Source organism: Mesorhizobium sp. M0983 (genome assembly GCF_040318975.1).
Taxonomy (GTDB): domain Bacteria; phylum Pseudomonadota; class Alphaproteobacteria; order Rhizobiales; family Rhizobiaceae; genus Mesorhizobium.
Genome location: NZ_JAMYNH010000001.1, coordinates 433,395 through 458,849, shown reverse-complemented (window position 1 = coordinate 458,849; position 25,455 = coordinate 433,395). Strand labels below are relative to the sequence as shown.

The 25,455-nt window shown below is 64.3% G+C and carries 24 protein-coding genes and 1 riboswitch; of the genes, 10 read left to right on the top strand and 14 right to left on the bottom strand.

All coding sequences use genetic code 11. The features are described from left to right. Positions 1-699: a nitroreductase gene (locus tag NKH71_RS02380; protein ID WP_023719914.1), complete on the bottom strand. Its 699-nt coding sequence runs from the start codon at positions 697-699 to the stop codon at positions 1-3. Between the two features lie 273 nt (positions 700-972). Between NKH71_RS02380 and NKH71_RS02375 the strand changes: the two genes are divergently transcribed. From NKH71_RS02375 to NKH71_RS02355, 5 genes are read left to right on the top strand one after another with little or no spacing between them, the layout of a single operon-like run. After that, a complete protein-coding gene (locus NKH71_RS02375; RefSeq protein WP_352791108.1) occupies positions 973-1,566 on the top strand; it encodes a helix-turn-helix domain-containing protein in 594 nt (197 codons plus the stop codon). Between the two features lie 13 nt (positions 1,567-1,579). Then, positions 1,580-4,033: a GcvT family protein gene (locus NKH71_RS02370; RefSeq protein WP_352791106.1), complete on the top strand. Its 2,454-nt coding sequence runs from the start codon at positions 1,580-1,582 to the stop codon at positions 4,031-4,033. Continuing rightward, entirely contained in the window at positions 4,030-4,929 is a 900-nt protein-coding gene (locus NKH71_RS02365) for a homocysteine S-methyltransferase family protein (RefSeq protein ID WP_023719912.1), read from the top strand. Before NKH71_RS02370 ends, NKH71_RS02365 begins: the two co-directional genes overlap by 4 nt. After that, positions 4,929-6,110 carry a pyridoxal phosphate-dependent aminotransferase gene (locus tag NKH71_RS02360; RefSeq protein ID WP_023719911.1) on the top strand — a complete coding sequence of 394 codons (1,182 nt, stop codon included), beginning with the start codon at positions 4,929-4,931 and terminating at the stop codon, positions 6,108-6,110. The genes NKH71_RS02365 and NKH71_RS02360 overlap by 1 nt, the downstream gene beginning before the upstream one ends. Then, a complete protein-coding gene (locus NKH71_RS02355; RefSeq protein ID WP_352894226.1) occupies positions 6,107-8,581 on the top strand; it encodes a GcvT family protein in 2,475 nt (824 codons plus the stop codon). Before NKH71_RS02360 ends, NKH71_RS02355 begins: the two co-directional genes overlap by 4 nt. 237 nt (positions 8,582-8,818) lie before the next feature. Here NKH71_RS02355 and NKH71_RS02350 read toward each other — a convergent pair whose 3' ends face one another. Genes NKH71_RS02350 through NKH71_RS02325 form a run of 6 tightly spaced genes read right to left on the bottom strand, consistent with a single transcriptional unit; the run spans position 8,819 to position 14,798 of the window. After that, the gene (locus NKH71_RS02350; RefSeq protein ID WP_352894224.1) at positions 8,819-9,400 is read right to left on the bottom strand and encodes an NAD(P)H-dependent oxidoreductase; all 582 of its coding nucleotides are present in this window, start codon (positions 9,398-9,400) and stop codon (positions 8,819-8,821) included. After that, on the bottom strand, positions 9,397-10,794 hold the full coding sequence (locus NKH71_RS02345; RefSeq protein WP_084642772.1) for an FAD-binding oxidoreductase: 1,398 nt from the start codon (positions 10,792-10,794) through the stop codon (positions 9,397-9,399). Before NKH71_RS02345 ends, NKH71_RS02350 begins: the two co-directional genes overlap by 4 nt. Continuing rightward, a complete protein-coding gene (locus NKH71_RS02340; protein WP_352791268.1) occupies positions 10,794-12,092 on the bottom strand; it encodes a cytosine deaminase in 1,299 nt (432 codons plus the stop codon). The genes NKH71_RS02345 and NKH71_RS02340 overlap by 1 nt, the downstream gene beginning before the upstream one ends. Positions 12,093-12,109: 17 nt before the next feature. Then, positions 12,110-12,961, bottom strand: a complete 852-nt coding sequence (locus tag NKH71_RS02335; protein WP_352495936.1) for an ABC transporter permease — start codon at positions 12,959-12,961, stop codon at positions 12,110-12,112. Beyond that, a complete protein-coding gene (locus NKH71_RS02330; protein ID WP_023719906.1) occupies positions 12,948-13,790 on the bottom strand; it encodes an ABC transporter ATP-binding protein in 843 nt (280 codons plus the stop codon). The genes NKH71_RS02335 and NKH71_RS02330 overlap by 14 nt, the downstream gene beginning before the upstream one ends. A 3-nt stretch (positions 13,791-13,793) precedes the next feature. Beyond that, positions 13,794-14,798 (bottom strand): ABC transporter substrate-binding protein, encoded by a 1,005-nt coding sequence (locus tag NKH71_RS02325; protein ID WP_352791243.1) that lies wholly within the window; start codon positions 14,796-14,798, stop codon positions 13,794-13,796. Positions 14,799-15,074: 276 nt separating this feature from the next. Here NKH71_RS02325 and NKH71_RS02320 point away from each other — a divergent pair, with 276 nt between their 5' ends. Both NKH71_RS02320 and NKH71_RS02315 read left to right on the top strand, forming a co-directional pair. Beyond that, the gene (locus NKH71_RS02320) at positions 15,075-15,458 is read left to right on the top strand and encodes a RidA family protein (protein WP_352640494.1); all 384 of its coding nucleotides are present in this window, start codon (positions 15,075-15,077) and stop codon (positions 15,456-15,458) included. 108 nt (positions 15,459-15,566) lie between these two features. Further along, positions 15,567-16,370, top strand: coding sequence for a creatininase family protein (locus tag NKH71_RS02315; RefSeq protein ID WP_023719903.1), 804 nt, complete (start codon positions 15,567-15,569; stop codon positions 16,368-16,370). Here the strand turns inward: NKH71_RS02315 and NKH71_RS02310 are convergent, their stop codons facing one another. Both NKH71_RS02310 and cobD read right to left on the bottom strand, forming a co-directional pair. Further along, on the bottom strand, positions 16,371-16,880 hold the full coding sequence (locus NKH71_RS02310; protein WP_023719902.1) for a tyrosine phosphatase family protein: 510 nt from the start codon (positions 16,878-16,880) through the stop codon (positions 16,371-16,373). After that, positions 16,877-17,935, bottom strand: coding sequence for a threonine-phosphate decarboxylase CobD (gene cobD, locus NKH71_RS02305; RefSeq protein WP_352844392.1), 1,059 nt, complete (start codon positions 17,933-17,935; stop codon positions 16,877-16,879). The genes NKH71_RS02310 and cobD overlap by 4 nt, the downstream gene beginning before the upstream one ends. On the opposite strand from cobD, the gene cbiB reads away from it, so the two are divergent. Continuing rightward, positions 17,934-18,905: an adenosylcobinamide-phosphate synthase CbiB gene (gene cbiB / locus NKH71_RS02300; RefSeq protein WP_352590124.1), complete on the top strand. Its 972-nt coding sequence runs from the start codon at positions 17,934-17,936 to the stop codon at positions 18,903-18,905. The two genes, cobD and cbiB, sit on opposite strands and share 2 nt — an antisense overlap. A gap of 440 nt (positions 18,906-19,345) precedes the next feature. On the opposite strand, the gene cobO is transcribed toward cbiB, so the two are convergent. From cobO to NKH71_RS02280, 4 genes are read right to left on the bottom strand one after another with little or no spacing between them, the layout of a single operon-like run. Further along, on the bottom strand, positions 19,346-19,969 hold the full coding sequence (gene cobO / locus NKH71_RS02295; RefSeq protein WP_352590121.1) for a cob(I)yrinic acid a,c-diamide adenosyltransferase: 624 nt from the start codon (positions 19,967-19,969) through the stop codon (positions 19,346-19,348). A gap of 1 nt (position 19,970) precedes the next feature. Then, positions 19,971-20,492, bottom strand: coding sequence for a bifunctional adenosylcobinamide kinase/adenosylcobinamide-phosphate guanylyltransferase (gene cobU, locus NKH71_RS02290; protein ID WP_352483069.1), 522 nt, complete (start codon positions 20,490-20,492; stop codon positions 19,971-19,973). After that, positions 20,485-21,261 carry a CbtA family protein gene (locus NKH71_RS02285; protein ID WP_352894221.1) on the bottom strand — a complete coding sequence of 259 codons (777 nt, stop codon included), beginning with the start codon at positions 21,259-21,261 and terminating at the stop codon, positions 20,485-20,487. Before NKH71_RS02285 ends, cobU begins: the two co-directional genes overlap by 8 nt. Positions 21,262-21,276: 15 nt before the next feature. Next, the gene (locus NKH71_RS02280) at positions 21,277-21,456 is read right to left on the bottom strand and encodes a CbtB domain-containing protein (RefSeq protein ID WP_023720718.1); all 180 of its coding nucleotides are present in this window, start codon (positions 21,454-21,456) and stop codon (positions 21,277-21,279) included. 36 nt (positions 21,457-21,492) lie between these two features. Next, a riboswitch (cobalamin riboswitch) is annotated at positions 21,493-21,688 on the bottom strand. 139 nt (positions 21,689-21,827) lie between these two features. On the opposite strand from NKH71_RS02280, the gene NKH71_RS02275 reads away from it, so the two are divergent. Further along, entirely contained in the window at positions 21,828-23,021 is a 1,194-nt protein-coding gene (locus NKH71_RS02275; RefSeq protein ID WP_352894219.1) for an aromatic ring-hydroxylating oxygenase subunit alpha, read from the top strand. Here NKH71_RS02275 and NKH71_RS02270 read toward each other — a convergent pair. Continuing rightward, positions 23,000-24,199 (bottom strand): MFS transporter, encoded by a 1,200-nt coding sequence (locus NKH71_RS02270; RefSeq protein WP_023720721.1) that lies wholly within the window; start codon positions 24,197-24,199, stop codon positions 23,000-23,002. The two genes, NKH71_RS02275 and NKH71_RS02270, sit on opposite strands and share 22 nt — an antisense overlap. A 247-nt stretch (positions 24,200-24,446) precedes the next feature. Here NKH71_RS02270 and NKH71_RS02265 point away from each other — a divergent pair, with 247 nt between their 5' ends. Next, positions 24,447-25,445 carry a heparan-alpha-glucosaminide N-acetyltransferase gene (locus NKH71_RS02265; RefSeq protein ID WP_352547084.1) on the top strand — a complete coding sequence of 333 codons (999 nt, stop codon included), beginning with the start codon at positions 24,447-24,449 and terminating at the stop codon, positions 25,443-25,445. Positions 25,446-25,455 lie beyond the last annotated feature (10 nt).

Below are 25,455 nucleotides of genomic sequence, written 5' to 3'. Positions count from 1 at the left end.
TTACTCGGCGAACGTCACCCACTCTTCCAGCGGCGCGCGATCGGTGCGGAAGGCATTTTCAGGCTTGGACGTATCCTCGTGGCCGAGCGCCATGCCGCACACGACGATCTCCTCGTCGGGAATGTCGAGCACGGGCCTGATCTGCCGGTGATAGGGCGCGAAGGCGGCCTGCGGGCAGGTGTGTAGGCCCCTGCCCCGCGCCGCGACCATGATGTTCTGCAGGAACATGCCGTAGTCGATCCACGACCCCTTGTTCAGCCGCCGGTCGACGGTGAAGATCAAGCCGACCGGCGCATCGAAGAAGACGAAATTGCGGTCGTGTTGCGCACGCATCCTGTCGACCTCGCGCCGGCCGATGCCGAGCACGCCGTAGAGGCCGAAGCCGTTGGCCCGCCGTCGCGTCAGATAGGGTTCGAAGAACTGGTCAGGATAGTAGCGGTACTCGTCCCACTCCGCCTTTTCGGCGCGGATGCCCGAACTGAGAATGGCGTCGGTGATGCGCTGCTTGACCTCGCCCTTGGTCACATAGACCTTCCAGGGTTGCATGTTGGTGCCTGAAGGCGCGCGCGCGGCAACGGCGAGAATATCGCGGATGGTGTCGTCATCGACCATGTCAGGCAAGAAGGCGCGTACGGACCGGCGCGAGGTGATCGCGTCATCGACGATCGCCGCCGCAATCCGGGAGTTGTTTTCCAGCATGGGCCGTCCCTTTGCGCATAATCCTGGAACCCGGCTTTTCCGGAAAGGATCATGCGCCGACTAGAAGTGATGGAGCATCCTTGCGAGTTTCTATGAACGCTCGACGCCCTATCCGCCTCGACCGGACGCCCCACTCGCCGCTCGTGTGCCGAGCCTTTGCCTGAACCGTCAAAATGGCGCAAGTAAATCTTGTGGGTTCATGAAAATCATCTTGATTTTTTCACAGACCTGCGGTCACATGAAATTTGCTGGGAATTTTTCATCGAGACAGGGATGGCTTTGCCCTCAACCGCCGCAACACCGGAACAAGATAACGGCGAACGGCTGCTGGCCGGCGACATTCGCGCGTTGCGCAAGGCGCGCGGCCTGACGCTTGCCGAAATCGGGCTGAAGCTCGGCCGTTCCGTCGGCTGGGTCAGTCAGGTCGAGCGCGGCCTGTCGATCCCGTCGCTCGGCGATCTCAGGGCCTTCGCCGAATTGTTCGGCGTGCCGGTCAGCCTGTTCTTCAGCCATGACGTGCCTGTCGAGACCGAACGCGGCGTGGTCGTGCGCGCCGGCAACCGGCGCACCCTTGGCACAAGCGATTCCGGCCTGGTGGAGGAGCTTCTGTCGCCGGATCTCGGCGGTAGCTTCGAGATGCTGCGTTCGGTCTTCGCCCCCGGTGCCGAGCTGAAGACCGAGGCCCGCCGGCCGACCGAGGAAGCCGGCTACGTCGCGTCCGGCAGCTTCGACATCGAAATCGCCGGCGTCTGGCACCGGCTTGGAGCAGGCGACTCCTTCCGCTTTGAGGGCAAGCCGTTCCGCTGGCGCAATCCTGGAGCGGAACCGGCTGTGGTGATCTGGGTGGTTTCGCCGCCCGTCTATTGATCTGGAGAAGAACATGGCCAGTTTGCCGACCACGGCACGCGTGGTGATCATCGGAGGCGGTGCCGTCGGCGCCTCCTCGCTCTATCATCTCGCCAAGGCGGGCTGGACCGACTGCGTGCTTCTGGAGAAGAACGAGCTGACTTCCGGCTCGACCTGGCATGCCGCCGGCAACGTGCCGACGTTCTCCTCGTCATGGTCGCTGATGAACATGCAGCGCTATTCGACCGAGCTCTATCGCCGGTTGGCCGACGAGGTCGGCTATCCCATGAACTATCATGTCACCGGCTCGCTCAGGCTCGCCCATACGATCGAGCGTATGCAGGAATTCCAGCGCGCCAAGGGCATGGGCCGCTATCAGGGCATGGACATCAATGTCGTCGGCCCCGACGAGATCAAGCGCCGCTACCCCTTCATCGAAACGCATGAGCTGAAGGGCGCGCTCTACGATCCGAGCGACGGCGACATCGACCCGGCGCAATTGACCCAGGCGCTGGCCAAGGGGGCGCGCGACATGGGTGCGAAGATCATCCGCTTCTGCCCGGTCACCGGCGTGCGCCGCGAGAACGACGAGTGGGTGGTCGAGACGCCGCAAGGCGAGATTCGCTGCGAGATCGTCGTCAACGCCGCCGGCTACCGCGCCGCCGAAGTCGGCAGGATGTTCGGCCGCGAGGTGCCGATGATGGTGATGAGCCATCAATACATCCTGTTTGAGGAAATCCCCGAACTGGCGGCGTGGTCGAAGGAACAAGGCAAGAAGCTGCCGCTGCTGCGCGACGTCGATACGTCCTATTATCTGCGCCAGGAAAAGAACGGCATGAACCTCGGCCCCTATGAGCGCAATTGCCGCGCCCATTGGGTCGGCCACAACGACCCGATGCCGGACGACTTTTCGTTCCAGCTGTTTCCCGACGACCTCGACCGGCTGGAACATTACCTGGCCGATGCCGTCGCCCGCGTGCCGATCCTCGGCACCGCCGGGCTGTCCAAGGTCATCAACGGGCCGATCCCCTATGCGCCGGACGGCAACCCGCTGATCGGCCCGATGCCCGGCGTGCCCAACGCCTTCGAGGCCTGCGTCTTCACCTTCGGCATCGCCCAGGGCGGCGGCGCCGGCAAAGTGCTGGCCGAGTGGGTGACCGAGGGCCAGACCGAATGGGACATGTGGTCCTGCGATCCACGCCGTTTCACCGCCTTTGCGTCGGCGCCGGATTACTGCGTCGCCAAGGGCATGGAGATCTACGGCAACGAGTATGCCATCCAATTCCCGCGCCACGCCTGGCCGGCTGGGCGCGACCGCAAGCTGTCGCCGCTCCACGGCCGCATCAAGGCGTTCGGCGCCCGGTTCGACGCCTATAATGGCTGGGAACGCGCCACCTGGTATGCGAAGCCAGGCGACGACATCTCCGAACAATCCACGCTGACCTTCCGCCGTGACGGCCCCTGGCAGCATCGTGTGCGCGAGGAATGCCTCGCCGTCCGCGATGCCGCCGGCATTCTGGACCTGCCGGGATTTTCCCGGTTCAATCTAGACGGTCCGGGTGCCGCCGAATGGCTGAGCCTCCAGGTGACAGGCCTGGTGCCGAAACCCGGCCGCATCGGCCTCGTCTACTTTGCCGACGACAAGGGCCGCGTCGTCACCGAGATGTCGGTGGTGCGTCACGACGAAGATCACATGACGCTGATCACCGCCGCGGTGGCGCAGTGGCACGATTTCGAATGGCTGAAATCGCGCATGCCGAAGGACGCGACGTTCAAGTTGACTGACCGGACAGAAGAGTATTCGACCCAGATCCTCGCCGGACCCAACTCGCGAAACATCCTCGCCGAACTCTGCGCGGCCGACCTCACCCTGCCCTGGCTGACGCATCAGGAAACATCGATCGCCGGGCGCTGGGCCAAGCTGGTGCGCGTATCCTTCGCTGGCGAGCTCGGCTGGGAAATCCACAGCAAGGTCGACGATACCGCAGTCATCTTCGACGCTGTCTGGGCGGCCGGCCAGAGGCACGGCCTGAAACCATTCGGCATGTACGCGCTGGATTCGCTGCGGCTCGAAAAAGGCTACTGTACGTGGAAGGGCGATCTGTCGACCGACTACTCGATCCTGCAGGGCGGGCTGGAGCGCTTCGTCAGATGGGACAAGTCCGACTTCCGCGGTAAGGCGGCGTTGCAGAGCGAAAAGCAGCAAGGCGTCAAGAAACGCTTCGTCACGCTGGTCGTCGAAAATCCCGGCGACTGCGACACACCTTACATGTCGACGCTTTGGCATGACGGCCGGATCGTCGGCGAGACGACATCCGGCGGCTGGGGTCATCGCATCGACAAGTCGATCGCGCTCGGCATGCTGCGCGCCGACCTCACCGAGCCGGGAACCGCGGTCGAGGTCGAGATCTTCGGCGAACGTTTTCGGGCGATCGTGCAGAAGGATGAGCCGTTATGGGATCCGAAGAACGAGAGGCTCAAAGCATGAAGAAAGTCATCCTCACCGATGGCGGCATGGGCCAGGAGCTGGTCCGCCGCAGCAGCTCCGAGCCGACGCCGCTCTGGTCGGCCAGGGTGCTGATCGACGAACCGGATCTGGTGCGCGACCTGCATGCGGAATTCATCCGCGCCGGAGCCCGCGTCATCACCATCAACACTTATTCCGCAACGCCGGAGCGGCTGGCGCGCGAGGGCGCGGAAGAGCTGTTCAAGCCTTTGCAGAAGCGCGGCATCGAACTGGCAAGGCAAGCACGCGACCAGACCGGCGACGCGGCGATCGCCGGCTGCCTATCGCCGCTGTTCGGCAGCTATGCGCCGGCGCTGACGATATCCTTCCAGGATACGCTCGACATCTATCGCCGTATAGTTGCCGAGCAGGCGGACGGCGTCGATCTGTTTCTGTGCGAAACCATGGCGTCGGCCGAAGAGGCGCGCGCCGCCGTCACCGCGGCATCGGAAAGCGGCAAGCCTGTCTGGGTGTCGTGGACGCTCGCGGATCACGGCATGCCGCGCCTGCGCAGCGGCGAAGCCATTGCGGCGGCGTCGGGCGCTCTTGACGGCCTACCCGTCGCGGCCCGGCTGATCAATTGCTGTCGGCCCGAAGCGATCGCTGCAGCGCTGCCCGGACTGATCGCTCTCGGCGGTGCGGTCGGCGCCTATGCCAATGGCTTCACCTCGGTCGAGGCGCTCAAGCATGGCGGCACCGTCGAAGTGCTGCACGCCCGCCACGACCTCGATCCGGACGCCTATGCCGGCCAGGCGATCGGCTGGGTCGAGGCCGGCGCCGGCATCGTCGGCGGCTGCTGCGAAGTCGGACCGGCCCACATCGCCGCCTTGCGCGACCGGCTCGAACAGGCCGGCTACGAAATTTCGGGAGTAGCATAATGCCCAGGCCATCATCGCGCATTTCCGGCATCGTGCCTTCGGGCAAGGATGGCTGGGAGGTTCATTCCGCTGCCTGGGCGCGCAAGCAGGCCGGCGAGGACATCATCATGCTGTCGGTCGGCGACCATGATTTCGACACGCCGAGCGAGACGATCGAAGCCTGCGTGACGGCGGTCCGCGCCAGCAATCACCACTACACCCCACTTGCCGGCGTTCCGCGGCTGCGCAAGGCGATGGCGGCGGCCTCGACGCTCTGCACCGGTGTTGCGACCAGCCCCGACCAGGTCATCGCCACGCCGGGCGGGCAGGCCGCGCTTTACGCAGCTATTCAAGCTGTTCTCGACCAGGGCGACCATGCCATCGTCGTCGCGCCCTATTACGCCACCTATCCCAATACCTTCAGCGCGGCGGGCGCCGCGTTCAGCGTCGTCGAGACACCCGCCGAGGATGGCTTTCAGCCGCGCGCCGCCGAGATCCGCGCCGCCCTACGGCCGAACACCCGCGCCATTCTGATCAACACGCCGAACAACCCGACCGGTGCCGTCTATTTGCGCGAGCGCCTGGAAGAGCTGGCGCAGATCTGCCGCGAGCATGACCTATGGCTGCTGTCGGACGAGGTCTACTGGACGCTGGGTGGCGGCGAGCACGTCTCACCACGCTCGCTGCCCGGCATGGCCGAACGTACGCTGGTCATCAATTCGATGTCCAAGAGCCACGGCATGACCGGCTGGCGCATGGGCTGGCTGACCGGGCCCGAACCAATGGTCTCGCTGCTGACCGACCTCAATCTGGTGATGACCTACGGCCTGCCGGCCTTCATCAGCCTCGCCTGCGCCGAGGCGCTCGAAAACGGCTACGGCGTCAAGGAGATCGCCGAGCGCTATGCCGCAAGGCGCGCCGTCGTTCTCGATGCCATGCGCGGCATGAACAACATCACCGTGCGCGGCTCCGAGGGCGGCATGTACGTGATGCTCGACATATCGGCGATCGAGCCGGACGATGAGAAATTCGCCTGGGCGTTCCTCGACCAGGAGAAGGTCGGCGTCATGCCCGGCTCGAGCTTCGGCGAAGCTGCAGCCGGCCACATCCGCTTCAGCCTCTGCCAGCCTGAGCCGGTGCTGATGGAGGCTGCCACGCGCCTGCGCCGCTTCGCCTCCAGCTACCGCCGCGAAGCCGCATGAACTCGCCGCCCGCCAAAACCATACCGACCAAGGCCATTCCTCCCAAAGCAAGGGCGGTCATCATCGGTGGCGGCGTCTCCGGCTGCTCGGTCGCCTATCATCTGGCCAAGCTCGGCTGGACCGACATCGTTCTGCTCGAGCGCAAGCAGCTGACATCGGGCACGACATGGCACGCTGCCGGCCTGATCGGCCAGCTGCGCGGCTCGCAGAACATGACCCGGCTGGCGAAGTATTCGGCCGATCTCTACGTCAAGCTCGAGGCCGAGACCGATGTCGGCACCGGCATGCGCCAGGTTGGCTCGATCACGGTGGCGCTTACCGAGGAGCGCAAGCACGAGATCTATCGGCAGGCGTCTCTCGCCCGCGCCTTCGATGTCGACGTGCGCGAGATTTCGCCAGGTGAAGTCAAGGAGATGTACCCGCATCTCAATGTTTCGGATGTTGTCGGCGCCGTGCATCTGCCGCTCGACGGCCAGTGCGATCCGGCCAACATCGCCATGGCCTTGGCCAAGGGCGCACGTCAGCGCGGTGCGACCATCCTGGAGAACGTGAAGGTCACCAAGGTTCATACCAGGGCCGGCCGCGTCACCGGCGTCTCCTGGGCGCAAGGCGACGAGCAAGGCACGATCGAAGCCGATATCGTCGTCAACTGCGCCGGCATGTGGGCACGCGAACTTGGCGCCCAGAACGGCGTCACCATCCCGCTGCACGCCTGCGAGCATTTCTATCTCGTCACCGAGCCGATCCCGGGGCTCTCCCGCCTGCCGGTGCTGCGCGTGCCGGACGAATGCGCCTACTACAAGGAAGATGCCGGCAAGATGATGCTCGGCGCTTTCGAGCCGGTGGCCAAGCCGTGGGGCATGAACGGCATAAGCGAGGAGTTCTGCTTCGACCAGTTGCCGCAGGACATGGACCATTTCGAGCCGATCCTCGAAATGGGCGTCAACCGCATGCCGATGCTGGCCACCGCCGGCATCCACACCTTCTTCAACGGCCCAGAGAGTTTTACCCCCGACGACCGTTATTATCTCGGCGAGGCGCCGGAGCTTTCCGGCTACTGGATGGCGACCGGCTACAATTCGATCGGCATCGTCTCCTCCGGCGGCGCCGGCATGGCGCTGGCGCAATGGATCAATGACGGCGAGGCGCCGTTCGATCTCTGGGAGGTCGACATCCGCCGCGCCCAGCCGTTCCAGAAGAACCGCCGCTATCTCAAGGAGCGCGTCTCTGAAACGCTCGGCCTGCTCTACGCCGATCATTTTCCTTACCGGCAGATGGCAACCTCGCGGAACGTGAGGCGTTCGCCGCTGCACGAGCACCTGAAGACGCGCGGCGCGGTGTTCGGCGAGGTCGCCGGCTGGGAGCGCGCCAACTGGTTCGCTAGGCCCGGCCAGGAGCGCGAATACCGCTATTCGTGGAAACGGCAGAACTGGTTCGACAACCAGCGCGAGGAGCATCTGGCGGTCCGGAACGGCGTCGGCCTGTTCGACATGACCTCGTTCGGCAAGATCCGCGTCGAAGGCCGCGACGCCTGCGCCTTCCTGCAAAGGCTCTGCGCCAACGACATGGACGTGGCGCCGGGCAAGATCGTCTACACCCAGATGCTCAACCAGCGCGGCGGTATCGAGAGCGATCTGACCGTCTCGCGATTGTCCGAAACAGCCTTCTTCCTCGTCGTGCCGGGCGCCACGCTGCAGCGCGATCTGGCCTGGCTGAAAAAACATCTTGCCGACGAGTTCGTCGTCATTACCGATGTGACCGCTGCCGAAGCGGTGCTTTGCCTGATGGGCCCGGATTCGAGGAAGCTGATCCAAAAGGTCAGCCCGAATGATTTCTCCAATGACAACAATCCGTTCGGAACGTTTCAGGAGATCGAGATCGGCATGGGCCTGGCCCGCGCCCACCGCGTCACCTATGTCGGCGAGCTCGGCTGGGAGCTTTATGTCTCGACCGATCAGGCCGCCCACGTCTTCGAGGCGATAGAAGAGGCCGGCGCCGATGTCGGTCTGAAGCTATGCGGCCTGCACACGCTGGACTCCTGCCGCATCGAAAAGGCGTTCCGGCATTTCGGCCACGACATCACCGACGAAGACAATGTGCTGGAGGCCGGCCTTGGCTTCGCCGTGAAGACGGCCAAGAGCTATTTCCTCGACCGCGATGCGGTGCTGAAGAAGAAAGAAACCGGCCTGTCACGCCGGCTGGTGCAGTTCCGCCTGAACGACCCCGAGCCGCTGCTCTTCCACAACGAGGCGATCCTGCGCGACGGCAAGATCGTCGGTCCGATCACCTCGGGCAATTACGGCCATCATCTCGGCGGCGCAATCGGGCTTGGCTACGTGCCTTGCAAGGGTGAGAGCGAGGCGAATGTGCTGTCGTCGTCTTACGAGATCGAGATCGCCGGCGAGCGCTTTGCGGCGGAAGCGTCGCTGAAACCTATGTATGATCCGAAAGCGGAGCGGGTGCGGGCGTAGCGCACCTTCCCTTCTCCCCTTGTGGGAGAAGGTGGCCGAGCGAAGCTCGGTCGGATGAGGGGTGTTGGAAGGATCGCTACCTCGAAAGAATTAGCGCTCCCATCCTCGTCAATTTAGCGCACCCATCCCTCGATCTTTCCACGCCGCGTTTCTTCCAGCACCCCTCATCCGGCTCGGCGCTACGCGCCGATCCACCTTCTCCCACAAGAAGGGGAGAAGGAAAAATCCCCTCCCGCGTCAGAACGCGTCCATCCTGGCCGCGACCTTCGCCACGAACCTCGTCCGCGTCTCGCCGGTCGACAGGTTCATCGAGTAATGCGCGAGGTAGGAAACCGAGCCGCCGGGCTTGATCGTCGCACGCAGCACCCGTTTGACCAGCTTGCGCGGTGGGTCGCCCATCAGAATGGCGCGGAACCGGCCGCCGCCATAGGTGGTGACCGCCGCCACCTTGCGAATGTTGTGCAGCGACGGCTGCACCTTGCCGTCGACCAGCTTGAACGACACGCCGGGCAGGAAGACCCGATCGAAAAAGCCTTTCAGAATGGCCGGATAGCCGAAGTTCCACACCGGAAATGACAGCACCAGCGCCTCGGCCCACAGCAAGCGCTCGACATAAGGCGACGCCGGATCGCCGTCGCTGCGTTCGTCGTGATAGGACAGCCGTTCGGCCCGCGTCAGCCTGGGATCGAAACCCTCGGCATAGAGATCGCAGTCGTCCACGACATGGCCGGCGGCCTTCAGGCGCTCGACGATGGTCCGGTGCAGGCCGGCATTGAAGCTGGTCTCGACCGGATGAGCGTAGAGGACGAGGACGTTCAACCCGTCTTCTCCAGCCCCTTGAACAGGAACGACTTGCCTGAGCGATAATCATAGTCCGGGTTTTCCCAGGCGATCATCTTGCCCGGATTGAGCAGCCCTTGCGGGTCGGTCTCACGCTTGAAAGCCAGTTGCACTTCATCCGTCCGCTTCATGCCGCCTTCTTCCAGCGTGTAGCGGTGCGGGTTGAAGATCCAGCAGCCATTGTCTTCGTGGATGCGGATGATCTCGTACAGCCGCTCCGCCGTGGTGAAGCGCACCAGCGGCAATCCGGCGATGCCGATGGCGCCATCGAAGCGGATAAATTCGAGATGCGCCGGCACCTCGTCGCCGAAGCGTTCGACCATCGCCTTGACGTGACCGAGGTGGTCCGGCGACGGGTAGCGGGTCTGCAGATAGGTGATCGTCGGGTCGACCCGGATGGCGCGCAGCGTGGTGTGGTTCCAGGTCAGCTCATAGGCCGGCGGCAGCCCCTTGAGATCGGCCTCCTTATCGGCGCGAAAGACGATCTCGCCCTTACTGCGCGCAGTGAAGGCGAGGAAGGCATCCATCGCATGCGGCGCGATCATCAGGACGACGATGCTTTGGCCGCGCCGGAAAAACCGCTGGTGGCGCTTGAAGTAATCGTAGGGGATGGGTGCTGCTATCGGCGTGATCAGCTTCGCCAGGATGCCGTCCTGGATGGCGAGATCGTTGCCGAAGCCGGCCGCATCCATGAAATCGTCGAAGCCGACGATGACGTCGATCCAGTCATAACTGGCGGTTAGCGGCATCTCGACTTCGGTGATGATGCCGTTGGTGCCGTAGGCGTGCATCACTTTCAGCACGTCCTCGCCGGTGAGCTCCATGACGCGGGGCTGTGCCTCCATCGTCACGGTCCTCAGCCGGATGACGTTGCCGAGGTCGCGCAAGCCGCCCCAGCGGATCGAGCCAATACCGCCGGAGCCGCCGGCGACGAAGCCGCCGATCGATGCCGTGTTGTAGGTCGACGGCGACATGCGGAGCTCCTGGCCGGAATGCGCCCGCGTCGCCTTGTCGATGTCGGCGAGCACGGCGCCGGGACCGGTGACGACACGACCGGGCGCGATCGCCTTGATCGCGTTCATCTCGGCGAGATTGAGCACGACGCCGCCGGACAGGGGCATCGCCTGCCCGTAATTGCCGGTGCCGCTGCCGCGCGGCGTCACCGGCACGCCATGCCGGTGGCAGGCGGCGAGCACGCGGACGACCTCGTCTTCCGTTTTCGGCGTCACGATCAGGTCGCCGGTGACATGCTCGAGCTGCTGCTTCAGCACCGGGCTGTACCAGTAGAAGTCGCGGCTCTTCTGCTGGACGATCGCCGGATGGTCGTCGACCTTGAGGCCGTCCAGGTCGCGCTTGAGCGCCGCAATATCCATCATTCCACCATCAGATCATCGAGTTCGGCATAATCGGGCAGCTGGCGTTCGATCGCCTGGCCGTCGCGCACCACGATGCGATCCGATTCGGGCCGCGACAGCAATTCCGTCCAGCTTCGCCCCTTGAAGACGACGAAATCGGCCGGCCCTCCGGCGGCAAGCGTGCCGAAACCATCGAGCCGCATCACCTTGGCCGGCGTCGCTGTCACCGCTTGCGGCCAGTCAGCGACGGGATGGTCGAGATGCAGGATGCGCGTCGCCGTGCGATAGACCTCCAGCATGTCGAGATCGCCATAGGCGTAGAACGGGTCGCGCGTATTATCGGAGGCGACGGCGACGGCAATGCCGCGCGCCTTCATCTCGTGCAGCAGCGTCACCCCGCGCCAGCGCGGCGTGGTGTTATCGCCGCGCCGGTCCTGCAAATAGAGATTGCACATCGGCAGCGACACCACCGCCAGGCCGGCCTTGGCGACCTTGTCCAGCGTGTCGAGCACCTCGAGATCGGGCTGGCGCGCCAGCGAGCAGCAATGGCCGACCAGGATGTTCCCGTCAAAACCGTTCCAGAGGGCGGCTTCGGCAATCTTCTTGAGCGAGATCGCCGAGACATCGTCGGTCTCGTCGGCATGGAAATCGAGGTCGAGGCCATGCTTGATCGCCTGCGCAAACACCTGGTCAAGCAGTTCCTCGAGGTCCGGCACCATATAGGTGACGACGCCGAGCACGCCCTTGGCGGCAGCCACCCGCTTGGCCAGCCTCTCGAACCATTTCCTGTCGCGCACGCCTTCGATGCCGAGCAGGCAGGCCGCCTGCAGCTCGATGCGGCCGCGCCATTTCTCCCGCATCGTCTCGAACACCGGCCAGGAGATCTCTTCCTGCGGCGCAACGCTGTCGAGATGCGTACGCAGCGCCTTGGTGCCATGCGCATAGGCAGAGCGCAGCGAAAAATCCATGCGGCGGGCAACGTCGTCGGCGCTCCAGTGCGCCGCGCGGTCGGCGCCCGTTGCGTTCAGCGCGCCCATGAAGGTGCCGTCCGGGTTCGGCTTTCGAGGCCAGATATGGCCCTTGTCGATATGGGTGTGGCAGTCGACGAAGCAGGGCAAGACGATCCGGCCGCCAAGGTCGATGGCGCCTGCCTGTGCGTTGGATCGATGCGCCGTAATCCCGGAGATCTTGCCATCGGCGATGGCGATATCCGCGAGCCCAAACCCGTCGGTATCGAAGGCTCCAGAAAAGCCCGGCGTCAGTGAGGCATGAAGCCGAACCTTGGCGAGATGGTAGGAACCAGAAGCTGGTATCAAGGCGGCGCTGTCCACCATCACCGCTCCTGCCTCAGCGCGCTCTCGTGCCAGCGCCGCAAAATGAGATGCGAAATCAGCGACAGCACCAGGAAGATCAGGATGCCCGTGAGCGAGATCAGGATCAGCGCCGCGAACAGCCTTGGTGCGTTGAGCCGGTAGCCGGCCTCGATGATGCGCGAGGCGAGGCCGGACGACTGGCCGGTGGCGCCGGCGACGAACTCGGCCACCACCGCGCCGATCAGCGACAGGCCGCCGGCGATCTTCAGCCCGCCGAGGAAATAAGGCATCGCCGCCGGCAGCCGCAGATAGCGCAATTGCTGCCAGCGGGTGGCACCGTTGAGCTTGAACAAATCGCGCAGATTGCGGTCGACGGAATTGAGGCCGAGCGTGGTGTTGGAGAGGATCGGGAAGAAGGCGACGATCCAGGCGCAAAGCAGCAGCTTTGTCGTCTGGTTGTCGACATAGATGTTGATCAGCGGAAAAATCGCGACGATCGGCGTCACCTGCAGCACGATGGCGAACGGAAAGAACGACATCTCCACCCATTTCGACTGCGCGAACAGCACTGCCAGCCCGACGCCGCCGATGACGGCGAGAAGCAGGCTCAAGAAGGTGATCCTGAGCGTCACCAGCAGCGAGGAGAACAGCAGCCCGGCATCGTCGTGCAGCGTCTGCAGCACCACGCCGGGACGCGGCAGGATATATTTCGGGATGTCGTTCCAGACGCAGACGCGGTCCCACAGCCAGATCGCCAGGATCATGATCGCCAGCGGCAGCAGCCACCTGCCGATGCGCTCGAAGCGCTCCTGGCGAACGCGACGCGCCTCCTCCGGGTCGAGCGCCAGGACTTGTTCTTCAATGGCCGTCATGATGCGGTCCGGCAGTTGAGTTGATGGCGCCGATCAGCACGTCGGATGCCTGGCGGCAGAGCGCGGCATAATCGGGCGAGGTGCGAAACGCCTCGTCGCGCGGATAGGATGCATCGACGGCAAGCTCGGCAAACACCCGGCCCGGCCGCGCCGCCATGACGACGACGCGGTTGGAGAGGAAAACGCTTTCGAAGACGCTGTGAGTGACGAAAACGACGGTAAAACGCTCATCCTGCCATAGCTCCAGAAGATCGTTGTTGAGCTTGAAGCGGGTGATCTCGTCGAGTGCGGCGAATGGCTCGTCCATCAACAGAATGCGCGGCTTGGTCACCATGGCGCGGGCAATCGAGACGCGCATCTTCATGCCGCCTGATAATTCGCGCGGCACGGCATTCTCGAAGCCGGTCAGGTGAACCCGCGCCAGCATCTCCATCACCGCCGGCGCCGCCTTGGCCCGCGACACACCCTTCAGCCGCAGCGGCAGCCAGACATTGTCGAAGACATCGGCCCAGGGCAGCAGCGTCGGCTCCTGGAAGACGAAGCCGATATTCGAGCGGTCGCCGATATTTGAACGATCGAGGGCGCCGCTGCCGCGCCAGTCGAGCACACCCGAGGTCGGCGTCGACAGGCCGGCAATCAGCCGCAGCGCCGTCGACTTGCCGCAGCCCGACGGTCCGAGCAGGCTGAGGAAATCGCCTTCCCGGATCGTCAGCTCGACATTGCTGAGCGCGGTGACGCCGTTGGAAAACACCTTGCCGACGCCACGCAGCGCCAACAGCGTCGGCCCCGATACGCTTCCTGGCTGTTGCGCCACTTTCTCCAGCTTCACGGCCTACTTCTTCAGGTCGAGCCCGATGCTCTTGTTGACGAAGGCCAGCGTGTAGGCCTTCTTGATGTCGATGCCCGCCGGTGTTACCTTGGCCTTGACCATCTTGTCGTAAAAACTTTGGATGCGCGCATCGGTCATGGCGCCGATGCCGAGCTTTTCGCTGTCGCCGGAATCGACCACGCCGAACTTCTTCAGCTGCTCGATCGAGAAGGCGATCTGCTCATCCGTCATGTCCGGATTTTCCTTCTTGATCATCTCGTTGGCGGCCTTGTTGTCGCCGTAGAGATAATTGTACCAGCCCTTGGCCGAGCCATCGACGAAGCACTGGACCACCTCGGGCCGCTTGTCGACCGTCTCCTGCATGGTTTCGACCGTCGTTGCATATGTGTCCCAGCCATAGTCGGCCAGCAGGAACTGGTTCGGCGTGAAACCGCCCTGCTTCTGGACGGCGAATGGCTCCGAGGTGACGTAGCCCTGCTGGATCGACTTCTTGTTGGCGATGAACGGAGCCGGGTTGAAAGTGTAGGGCACGCGTTTTGCGGCATCGAAGCCGAGGTCGGTGACCATCCACTGGAAGAAGGTCTGCGCACCTTCGTCGCCGAGGATGTACTGGTCGGCGTTCTTCAGGTCTTCCCATTTGTCCAGCCCCTGGCCGGGATGGGACATGATGACCTGCGGGTCCTTCTGGAAGTCGGCGGCCACGACGCGCATCGGTATGCCTTGCTGCACGGCATCGAAGGCCGACAGCAGATTGCCGCCCATGTAGAAATCGATCTTACCTGCGAGCAGCAGCGGCCGGCCGCTGACCTGTGGGCCGCCCTGCATGATCGTCACGTCGATGCCGCATGCGGCATAGGTACCATCCACCACGGCTTGGTAGTAACCGCCATGTTCCGGCTCGGCCAGCCAGTTGGTGCCGAAGGTGACTTTTTCGTTCGCTGCCGCGGCAAGCGTACCTGCGCCAAGCAGCCCGATCACGCCCGCCGAAATCTTGAGTCTTCCGTACATCCACACCACCCTTTGTTCGCTCCGGCGCATCACGCGCCGGGCTCGACACCATTGTTTCAAGAAGCAAGACACATGCCACCGGCGCGTTGCGTCGGGACCGCCCGCTTGTGCAATGCCCGCCTGTGCAATGGCGGCGCGAAGGCCGGACGGGTCATGCTGTACGGAAGGCATCGTGCCTACTTTTTGATCGCCTGTCCACAATCGCCCTCGTGACATGCACCGCCATCTTGATGCCCGCCTACATCCAGCTTTACGCTGCCGTGAACGGAGATTGCCATGTTCAAATTTCTCACGCCGAAGTCGATCAAGCCGCCCTTCGCCCGCTACAGCCATGGCGTCGAGCTGCCGCCCGGCAAGCGGCTGGTGCTGTGTTCGGGCCAGGTCGCGATCACAGCGGACGACCAGATCCCCGAGGAGGCCGGCGCACAGGCCGAGCTCTGTTTCCAGAACATAGCGGCGATTCTCGGCGAGGCCGGGCTCGGCCTGTCCGACATCGTCCGCATCAACGCCTACGTCACCGACCGCGCCTTCCTGCGGCCCTATATGGAGGTTCGCGACCGGCTGTTCGCCAGTCCGGCGCCGGCCTCGACGCTGATGATCGTGTCCGGCTTTGCCCGGCCGGAGTTTAAGGTCGAGATCGAGGTCATCGCGGCGGGTTGAGGAGCGCTGGCCAGCGGCTGGAATCGACAGGCCGATGATCTCAAGTTACACGACAAAGGTTGGTGCCGCCCCTCATCAAGCGCGCATCCAGTCTCTTCGAGGTAAAAAATGGCCGGAACAAAAAAACGCGTATGGTGGGGTGACTACCGGACCACCGAATACGCGACCGTCGATCCTGAGGCGACCATTGCCGTTCTGCCGCTGGCGGCGATCGAGCAGCACGGGCCCCATCTGCCGGTTTCGACCGACACCTCGATCATGAACGGCATGCTGGAAACGGTGATCGCGCGCCTGCCCGGCGATCTCGACATCCGCATCCTGCCGGTTCAGGCGGTGGGCAAGTCGAACGAGCATTTGCATGCGCCCGGCACCCTCACTCTGCCGGCGACGACCCTGGTCGAGGCGTGGACCGAACTTGGCCTGTCGGTCGCACGCGCCGGCGTCCGAAAACTGATTGTCGTCAACTCGCATGGCGGCAATGAGGAGATCATGGGCATCGTCACCCGCGAATTGCGCGTGCGGGCAAAGATGCTGGCGGTAAAGACCAGCTGGCAACGGTTTGGCCGGCCGGCCGGCATGTACACCGACCTCGAAGACCGCCACGGCATTCATGGCGGCGACGTCGAGACCTCGCTGATGCTGCACTTCCGGCCCGACCTCGTCGACATGGCCAAGGCCGATAATTTCGTGTCCAAGGTCGCCCGCGCCGAAAAGGAATTTTCGCTGCTGCGCCACACCGGAACACACGCCTTCGCCTGGATCGCCAGCGACCTCAACCCGAATGGCGTGGTCGGCGACGCCAGCATTGCAACCGCCGAAAAAGGCCGGCTCACCGCCGAGCATCAAGCCGACGGCTTCATCAGCTTGCTGAAGGACGTGCGCAAGGCAAAGCTGGCGGATTGGCTGGCGTAACTAGCCCTCGATCCTCAGCGCAAACGGCGTGCCCTCAAACGCTTCGGCGCCGCGCCCGATCGCCTCGATGGCGCGGCTCATGCGGCCGTCGCGCTCGAGCAGTGCGTCGGCAATTGCGATCAGCCGCGGATTGGGTGTCGCCGTGGGCGACAGCGCGCGCAGCGTCTTGGCCAGTTCGGCTTCATCGCGCTTCGGCGCCAGCGCTGCCGCGATAATGTAGGCCGAGGCGGTCGACCGGCTGATGCCGGCATAGCAATGCACCACCAGCGGCCGCGAGCGATCCCATTGGCGGGCGAAATCGAGCAGGTTCAAGACATGCTCCTCGCCCGGCATGGTCATGCCCTCCTGCGCTACCGCAATGTCGTGCATGACCAGGTGCAGATGGTTTTCCCTGGTGATCGAGGCCGGCCGCATCACCTCCGTGCCGGCAGCGAGCAGCGAAAGCAGCCGCCCGGCCCCGGTCTTCGTCACCGTTTCCTCGACTTTGGACAGCGAGCAGACATGGATCATTGGATCGTTTCTCCCTTGGCATCATCGTCGCGCCGCGAGGCCCAGCCGGCAAGCGCTGATTCGAGCCGCCGCCATTCTTCGTCGGCTCCCGGTAGGCCGGCGCGCAACACATCCGGCCGGTCGGCGAAATGCCGAAGCAGGATGCCGCGCTGGCCGAGCACCGAAAACAGGCGGGCGGCGTTCGCCAGCCTGATATAGCGGAACAGCGCGGTGCCAGCGGCGACAGGCACGCCGAACCGGCCGAACAGCGCATCGAGCCGTGCGGCATCCTCGGCCAATCGGCGCCGCATCCCGGCCTGCCAGCCGGTATCGGCAAGCGCCCTTATGCCATATTCGAGCGCCGGCCCGGAAATCGCCCATGGCCCGAATTGCGCCTGCAGCCGCTCGACCGTCAGCGCGTCGGTCAATGCAAAGCCAAGCCGCAGGCCGGCCAGGCCGAAGAACTTGCCGAACGAGCGCAGCACGACGATGCCGCCCTGGTCGACGTCGCCAGCGAGACTTTCGCTGCGTGGGCCGACATCCATGAAGGCCTCGTCGACGACCAGCAGCCCGCCTCTGGCGCGCAATTTTGCGGCAAGTCGAAGCAATCTTTCGCGCTCGACGACGCGCCCGTCCGGGTTGTTGGGATTGACGACGACGGCAAGGTCGGCCGCCGCCAAGGCTTCGAAATCATCGACTTCAGCCGCCGCATGGCCGGCGATCGCCGCTGCCCGCCGATGCTCGGCATAAGTCGGCCCGAGCACCAGCGCCCTGCCCGGGCTGACCAGCGAAGCGACGCGCGGCAACAGGATCTGCGTGCCGGGCGCCGCTGCGACATTCGCCGCCGATGGAGCGCCATAGGCGCTTGCCGCGACTTCGGCCAATTCGCGGGCACGCGCTGCTTCCGGCAATCGCGACAGGGCGGTGGCGGGCAAATCGAAAAGCGGGTAGGAGTGCGGATTGATCCCGGTCGAGAGGTCGACGAAAGGCAGCGGCGCGTGAGGGAAAAGCGCCCTCGCCCGGCCAAGGCTTCCGCCGTGGTCCACTGCCGCCGTCACTCCATCAAGAGACTTCATGTCGATCCTGATCACTTTCCTGTCGCTGGCCATCGAACTTGTACTCGGCTACCCGGCCCAGCTCTTCGATGCCATTGGCCATCCCGTCACCTGGTTCGGCAGGCTGATATCCTTTCTCGACGGCAGGCTCAACCGCGCCACTGATTCCGACGCCCACCGTCGCCGCTGGGGCGTGCTCGCGCTGCTGGTCATCGTGCTGGTGCCGGCCGCCCTCGCCTTCTGGATCGAAGCCATGCTTTGGAGCATTCCCCTCGGCTTGTTGGTCATCGCAATCCTGGCGACGTCGCTGCTGTCGCAGAAGAGCCTGGCCGAGCATGTCGAAGCGGTGGCCGACGCCCTCGACAGCGGCGGACTGGACATGGGCCGCATTGCCGTCTCGCGGATCGTCGGCCGCGACCCGGAAAAGCTCGACAGGGCCGCTGTCTGCCGCGCCGCGATCGAAAGCCTGGCCGAGAACTTCTCCGACGGCGTCGTCGCGCCGGCGTTCTGGATCGGCGTTGGCGGGCTCGCCGGCGGCGTCGCCTACAAGGCCGCCAACACCGCCGATTCGATGATCGGCCACCGCACCCCGCGCCACGAGGCCTTCGGCTGGGCGGCGGCGCGCTTCGACGATTGGATCAACCTGCCGGCATCACGGCTGACGGCGCTGCTGATCGTGCTTGCCGCTTTCCTGGTCAAGGGCGCCGATGCCAAAGCCGCCTGGCATGCTGTGCGGCGCGATGCGAAAAAACACCGCTCGCCCAATGCCGGCTGGCCGGAAGCAGCGATGGCCGGTGCGCTCGGCCTGGCGCTCGCCGGCCCCCGTTCCTATGACGGCGTCATGGTCGAAGACGCGTTGATGGGCGAAGGCGGCCGCCGCGACGATATCGAGAGCACCGACATCCGACGGGCGCTGAAACTTTACCGGGTCGCCGACTTACTGCTGATCGCGCTGTTCGGGGTGGTCGCAGTGGTTGTTATCTTGGCGTGACCTGCGCCCGAGATCGAGCGGAAACAAAAAACCCGCCAAGCGGCGGGTCGTTGGAGCCAGTTAGCACCATAGCGAGATTAGTACCATAGCTGCCGGCACAAAGCAAGAACAAAATTGCTGTGCCCAAAGAATAATCGCCCCAGCTTTGCGCTTCTCATTCCCTGCCTTTGACGTTCGAGGTTGGCGAAATCCGAAGCGCCATCCAATCTCCCCCCTCGCGGGGGAGATGTCCGGCAGGACAGAGGGGGGCGCGAAGGATCGCCAGCCTCTTGACCGTTCACCTGCTAATGACGGTCTGACGACGTAGTTGTCTCCGACTGACAGGCCGAGGGACAGTGCCCCCCTTTGCCCCTGCCGGGCATCTCCCCCACAAGGGGGGAGATCGGCAGCTTCGCCGGCGCCGCCTGCTCCGAAACGCCCTTCCCCGATCGCCAAACCCCTCAGAACTCTATCCCTTGCTGCGCCTTCACGCCGGCGGAGAAGTGGTGCTTGGTCACGCCCATCTCGGTGACCAGATCGGCTGCCTCGACCAATACCGGCTTGGCATTGCGGCCGGTGACGACGACATGCAGGCCCTCGCGACGCGCCTTCAGCGCTGCGACCACCTTTTCGAGGTCGAGATAATCGTAGCGCAACGCGATGTTGAGTTCGTCGAGCACCACCAGGCTGATCGACGGCTCGGCCATCAGCTCGAGCGCCTTGGCCCAGGCGGCCTCAGCGGCCGCGATGTCGCGCTTCAGGTCCTGCGTTTCCCAGGTAAAGCCCTCGCCCATGGCGTGCCAGACGACGCGGTCGCCGAAGCAGGCAAAAGCATCCTTCTCGCCGGTGTGCCATTTGCCTTTGATGAACTGGACGACGCCGACGCGCTTGCCGTAGCCGAGCATTCTGAGCGCCAGCCCGAAGGCGGCCGTGGTCTTGCCCTTGCCCGGACCGGTGTTGACGATCAACAGCCCTTTCTCGACCGTCTTGGCTGCAACCTCGGCGTCCTGCACCGCCTTGCGCTTGGCCATCTTCGCGCGGTGGCGTTTCTCGTCCTTGGGATCGATGTGGTCGGTATCAGCCATGTCATTTCACCCTGAGCGGCAGCCCCGCCACCATCAAAAGCACGGTGTCAGCGACGGCGGCAACGTCCTGGTTCAACCGGCCGGCCGCGTCGCGAAACCGTCTTGCCAGCGCATTCTCCGGCACGATGCCCTGGCCGACCTCGTTGGACACCACGAACCAGGGTCCACGCGGCCGCGACAGCACATCTGCCAGCCTTCGGCATTCGGCCTCGACATCATGTTCGGCCAGCATATGGTTGGTCAGCCACAGCGTCAGGCAATCGATCAGCACCGGCTGGCCGTCAGGCAGTGCCTCGATCGCGCCGGCAAGGTCGAGCGGCGCCTCGATGGTCGTCCAGCCGGCGCTGCGGCGCGAGCGGTGCAGCGCGATCCGTTCGCGCATCTCCTCGTCATAGGCTTGCGCCGTCGCGATATAGCTCCATGGCGCCGGACAGGCACTCACCAGCCTCTCGGCATGCACGCTCTTGCCGGAGCGCGCACCGCCGATGATCAGGGTCAGCGCCCCGGCAGCGCGGTCAGGCAAAGCTGTCGCGCAGGCTGGTCGCCGTGCCGGTGAAGCGGCCGCGCACCACGCCGACGACCGCGCCGAGCACCAGCCAGAACACCAGATTGGTCAGCGTCACCGCCACCACGAACTGATGATGCAGGCCTTCCGGGATTGTCGTCTCGAAGCTGCCGGGCTGCGGCGCGCCGACAATATGCGGCGCCACGATCAACGCCACGGCAAGGACCGCCAGCGGCAGCGATCTGCGGAAGGCGAGCAGGCCGAGACCGGCGGCGGTCGCCACCACCGTTGCCCACCACCAGATCTGGCGTTGGACAAGGTCGGCCGCCGGCATTGCCGGCAATTCCGGCGGCAGGCCGAGGCCCGGCGCCAGCGTGAACACGGCAAAGCCGGCAAGCCCCCAGAACAGGCCCTGGCGCCAATTGCCGATGCCGCCGGCGAACTCCGAAACCGCAACCAGGACCAACGCGAAGCCGATACCGGTGACGATATTGGCAACGACGCTGAAGGCAAAGCGTTCGAAACCGTCGGCCGGCGCCCAGCCTTCGTCCTCAGCCGGAGCCATTGCTTCAGCCGGTGCCGGCGCGGCGCTGCTCATAGCCATCGTGCCCGTGGCGGCCGGTGCCGCAGGTGCGGCGGCATGGTCATGGCCGCCGCCGGCCTGTTCGTAGACTTCCGCCTTCAGGATCAGCGGCACCGTGGCATAGACCTGCATGCAGGCGAGAACGACGCCGGCCACGAGCCCTGCGATCGCCGCGATGAACACGACGTTGCGAACCAGTGTCATGATGTCAGCCCCTTGTCAGTGGCAGGGAAAGCCCATCGAATGGCGATAGTCGTGGGCGGCATTGTGGACCGCATCGATGTGCGAGAAGCCGACAAAGCCCATGACGAAAATGCCGAGGAATGCAGCAAGCGCCAGCTGCATGAAACGCGACTGCGAGGAGACGGAAGCGCCGAGCGAGACGGAAGCGGTATTCATGTCTTGTCCTTTCGCCCTCCACCCGAGGGCATAGAAGTCAGTTTCCTGTCGCCGGCAGGTCTCCTGGCTCGCGGATCAGCGCCCTTCCCCACCTTCCCGAAGAAAATCTTCAGTGGCATATGGAGAGGACTACCGCACACAGTTGCGGGGGCAGCCACGGCATTGGGCAAGAATTTCGCCCGCACCGCATTCCCTCTTGGTTCCAAACGGAACCGACGACATCAGCGACTATAGGCAGAATCGCCGCGCCCGGCAAACCAAATTCCGCCGGATCGTGTGGCGAATGCGCCGCCTCGCCAAGCTCGCCGGCCGGCGCCGCAATTGACAATTCTCACAGCCGGGTGTCGGCTGGCGGATGGGAGGAAGCCGGCATGCAACCCAGCCCGAATGAGCGCGGTCCCTATAACGACCTGACGCGGGCCGAGCCGACGCTGCCGTCATCGGCCTATTGGGACATCGCAGGCTATCAGCGCGATCTCGAGGCCATCTGGTATCGCAACTGGCTGCTGGTCTGCCGCGAGGCCGACCTTGCCCAGCCGCTGGCATTCAGGACGTTTCGCATAGGCACGCAGGAGATCGTCGTGCTGCGCGACGAGACCGGCGAATTGCGCGCCTTTCACAACACCTGCCGGCATCGCGGCTCGCAGCTTTGCCAGCAGAGCGAAGGACGGCTGAGGGCGCGGCTCATCACCTGCCCCTACCACGCCTGGTCCTATTCGCTGCGCGGCGATCTGGTGCGCGTGCCGTCGAAATCGCTGCCGGACGGTTTCGACAAGGCCGATCATCCGCTCTACCGCGTCGCGCTTTCGGTGTGGCGCGGTTTCGTTTTCGTCAACCTCGCGCAAGACGCTGCCGGTTCGGCTGAAACATCCTTCGATCCGGCATCCGGCAACCTCGCCAACTGGCCGCTGGAAACGCTGCTGAGCGGCCATGTGCTGCGCAAGGTTATGAACTGCAACTGGAAGATATTTTGGGAGAACTTCAACGAGTGCCTGCACTGCCCTGGCGTCCACAAGGACCTGTCGCGGCTGGTGCCGATCTATGGCCGCGGCCTGATGGGCCGGCACGACGACCCCGAATGGGCGCGCCACGCCGACAATGACGCGCCGGAATTTGCCGGCGGCTTGCGGGCCGGGGCCGAAACCTGGTCGCGCGACGGGCGCGTCCACGGCTCGGTCTTTTCGAGCCTGACGCCGGCCGAGCGTGCTGCCGGGCAGACCTATGCCACCAACTTGCCGTCGATGTTCGTCGTCGGCCATGTCGACTATGTCAGGACCGTGCGGCTGGTGCCGCTTGGGCCGGAGCAGACCGAACTCACCGCCGAATGGCTTTTTTCGCCCGAAGCGCTCGTCGATCCGGCTGCGGATATCGACAACATCGTCGCCTTCGGTACCCAGGTGCTGGAGGAAGACGCTGATATCTGCGAGGTCAACCAGAAGGGCCTGCGCTCGATGCGCCATAAGGCCGGCGTGCTGATGCCCGAGGAATATGATTTGCACCGCTTCCACAACTGGGTGCGCGAGCGGCATGCGGCGCTTGAACATCAAAGCGATTTGGGCAGATAGCGCCAAGTGACGAAGCCGCAGACCGCCGCCAGCAGGCCGAGCGTCGCGAAAACCGCGCCCAGGCCGAAGAACGCCAGCACCACTGAATAGACCAGCGGCGGCGTCAGCTCGGAAAAGTCGAGATAGGTGCGGTAGACCGCCGCCATCTGCGCCCGCTCATACGAGCGCACCGAGCGCATGAACGCGGTCGAGCCCAGCGCATCGAGCGCGATGGTGAAGAAGGCACCGCAAAGCAGCAACGCGCCGGTGACGAGCGGCGCGGCCTCGCCGACGGCGCCGGCCGCCAGCAGCGTCGCCGACATGGCGAAATAGGCAAACGTCATGGTGCGCCGGCCGCCGAAACGCTTTCCCGCCCTGCCCCAGAAGATGGCCATGAACAAAAGCGCATTGCCGGCCGAAACCAAGAGGCCACCGGCGAGCTCGCCCTCGCCGGTGATCACCATGAACAGCGGCCCATAGACAAAGAACGTCGTCCAGAAGCAGGAACGGCCGAAGGCGATCAGCCAGGCCAGCCTCAGCCTTGGCTGCGCGACGAAGCGGCCGATATTGGCCAGCGGATTGACCGGCCGCGTCTTGCCCGGGCGGATCGACGGGTTGTCGCCAAGCCGGTAGGTCCAGAACAGCGCCAGCAGGGCCATGGCGAAGACGGCCACCGCGCTATGCGCGGCATAGATGCCGAAACGCGTGTAGAGGAAAATGCCGAGCGTCGGCCCGGCGGTCCAGGCAAGCATCGACCACGCCATGCGCAGCGACTCGGCCTGCATGAAATCGGTCTTGCGGATGTGGTCCATGATGTAGAGGTTGAGCGTGATCGCCAGCGCGCTGGCGCCGATGACGCGGCAGAGCATGCCGACCGTTTGGCCAGCAAGCGTATGAGTGACGAAGAACAGCGAGCCGACGGCCAGCAGGCAGGCACCGGCGGTATAGACCCAGCGCCGGGCAAAGCGCCGGATCAACATCGGCATGAACAGCGTCGCCGAGAGGCCGAGCATTGCCACGACCGTGTAGAGGATCGAGACGATCTGCTCGTTGTGCAGGATCTCATAGGCCTGGATCGGGATGACGCTGGAGACGGTGGCGCGCGCGAACGATTCGACCGCATAAAGCGAGGCGAAGGTGCGTGCATCCGCCGGCCGCAAGGCCGCAAGCCAGATAGGATGGCGCACATGGGTAGCCATTGCTTTCCCCGAAGCAGAATCGCCCAAAGCAGGGTTTGGAGCACAAATCTGCCGCGGCGATTCCTGGCCGGGTAACAGGAAACCGACGCCTTCACGGCAAAAAGCGAAGCCGGCCAAAGGCTTTCCGGCTCTGGCCTAAAGCGAGTTCTAATGCTGACCCGCGCCAACGCGACGCGAGGACTGCTTCTTTTGACGGTGGCAACCGTGATAGTCGTCTTGCCGGGGCTGAACCAAGACAGCGAGACCGATGAGCATCGCCACGCCGACCACCGCCGTTCAGGATCTACCGAAGGCGAAGCGCATCGCCGCCATCGACATCGCACGCGGCATCGCTTTGCTTGCCATGGCGAGCTATCATTTCACCTGGGATCTCGAATTTTTCGGCTACACCGATCCCGGCCTCACCGCCTTCGGCTGGTGGAAAATCTACGCGCGCTGCATCGCCTCGAGCTTCCTGTTCCTGGTCGGCGTCAGCCTCTATCTCGCCCATGGCAAGAAAATCCGCTGGACAGGCTTCTGGAAGCGCTTCGCCATGGTTGCCGGGGCGGCTCTCGCAATATCGCTGGTCACCCGAATCGCCACGCCCGACGGCTTCATTTTTTTCGGCATATTGCACGAGATCGCGCTCGCCAGCCTGCTCGGCCTGGCGTTCCTGCGGCTGCCGGCGCTGCTGACGCTGCTTGTCGCGGCGTTTGTCATCGCGGCGCCCTTCTACCTCAGATCCGAGGCCTTCGATCATCCGGCTTTGTGGTGGGTCGGTCTATCGGCGACCAATCCGCACTCCAACGACTATGTTCCGCTGCTGCCCTGGTTCGGCGCCGTGCTTGCCGGCATCGCGGTTACCAAACTCGCCGCCACCTCCGGCGTGCTGACCCGGCTGTCGGCCATGACGCCAGGCCGCTGGGCAAACCCGCTGGTCTTCATCGGCCGGCACAGCCTTGCCTTTTATCTGATCCATCAGCCGCTGCTGATCGGCTCGGTCTGGCTGTTTTCGCAATTCATGCCGGCGCGGGTCGAAAGCAGGGAGGTGAACTTTCTGAAATCCTGCCAAATATCCTGCGAGCAGGCGCGCGACACCGAGTTCTGCTCCAGCTATTGTGCCTGCATGCTGGACACTCTCCAGGGCGAAGCCTCGCTTGACCGGCTCTACAGCAACGACCAGTCCCCGGAGTGGAAGGCGCATATTGGCGAGCTCGCCGGCACCTGTACCGCCCAAACCGAGGCGGCGGAACCGAGAACGCGCTAATCGAGGGAGG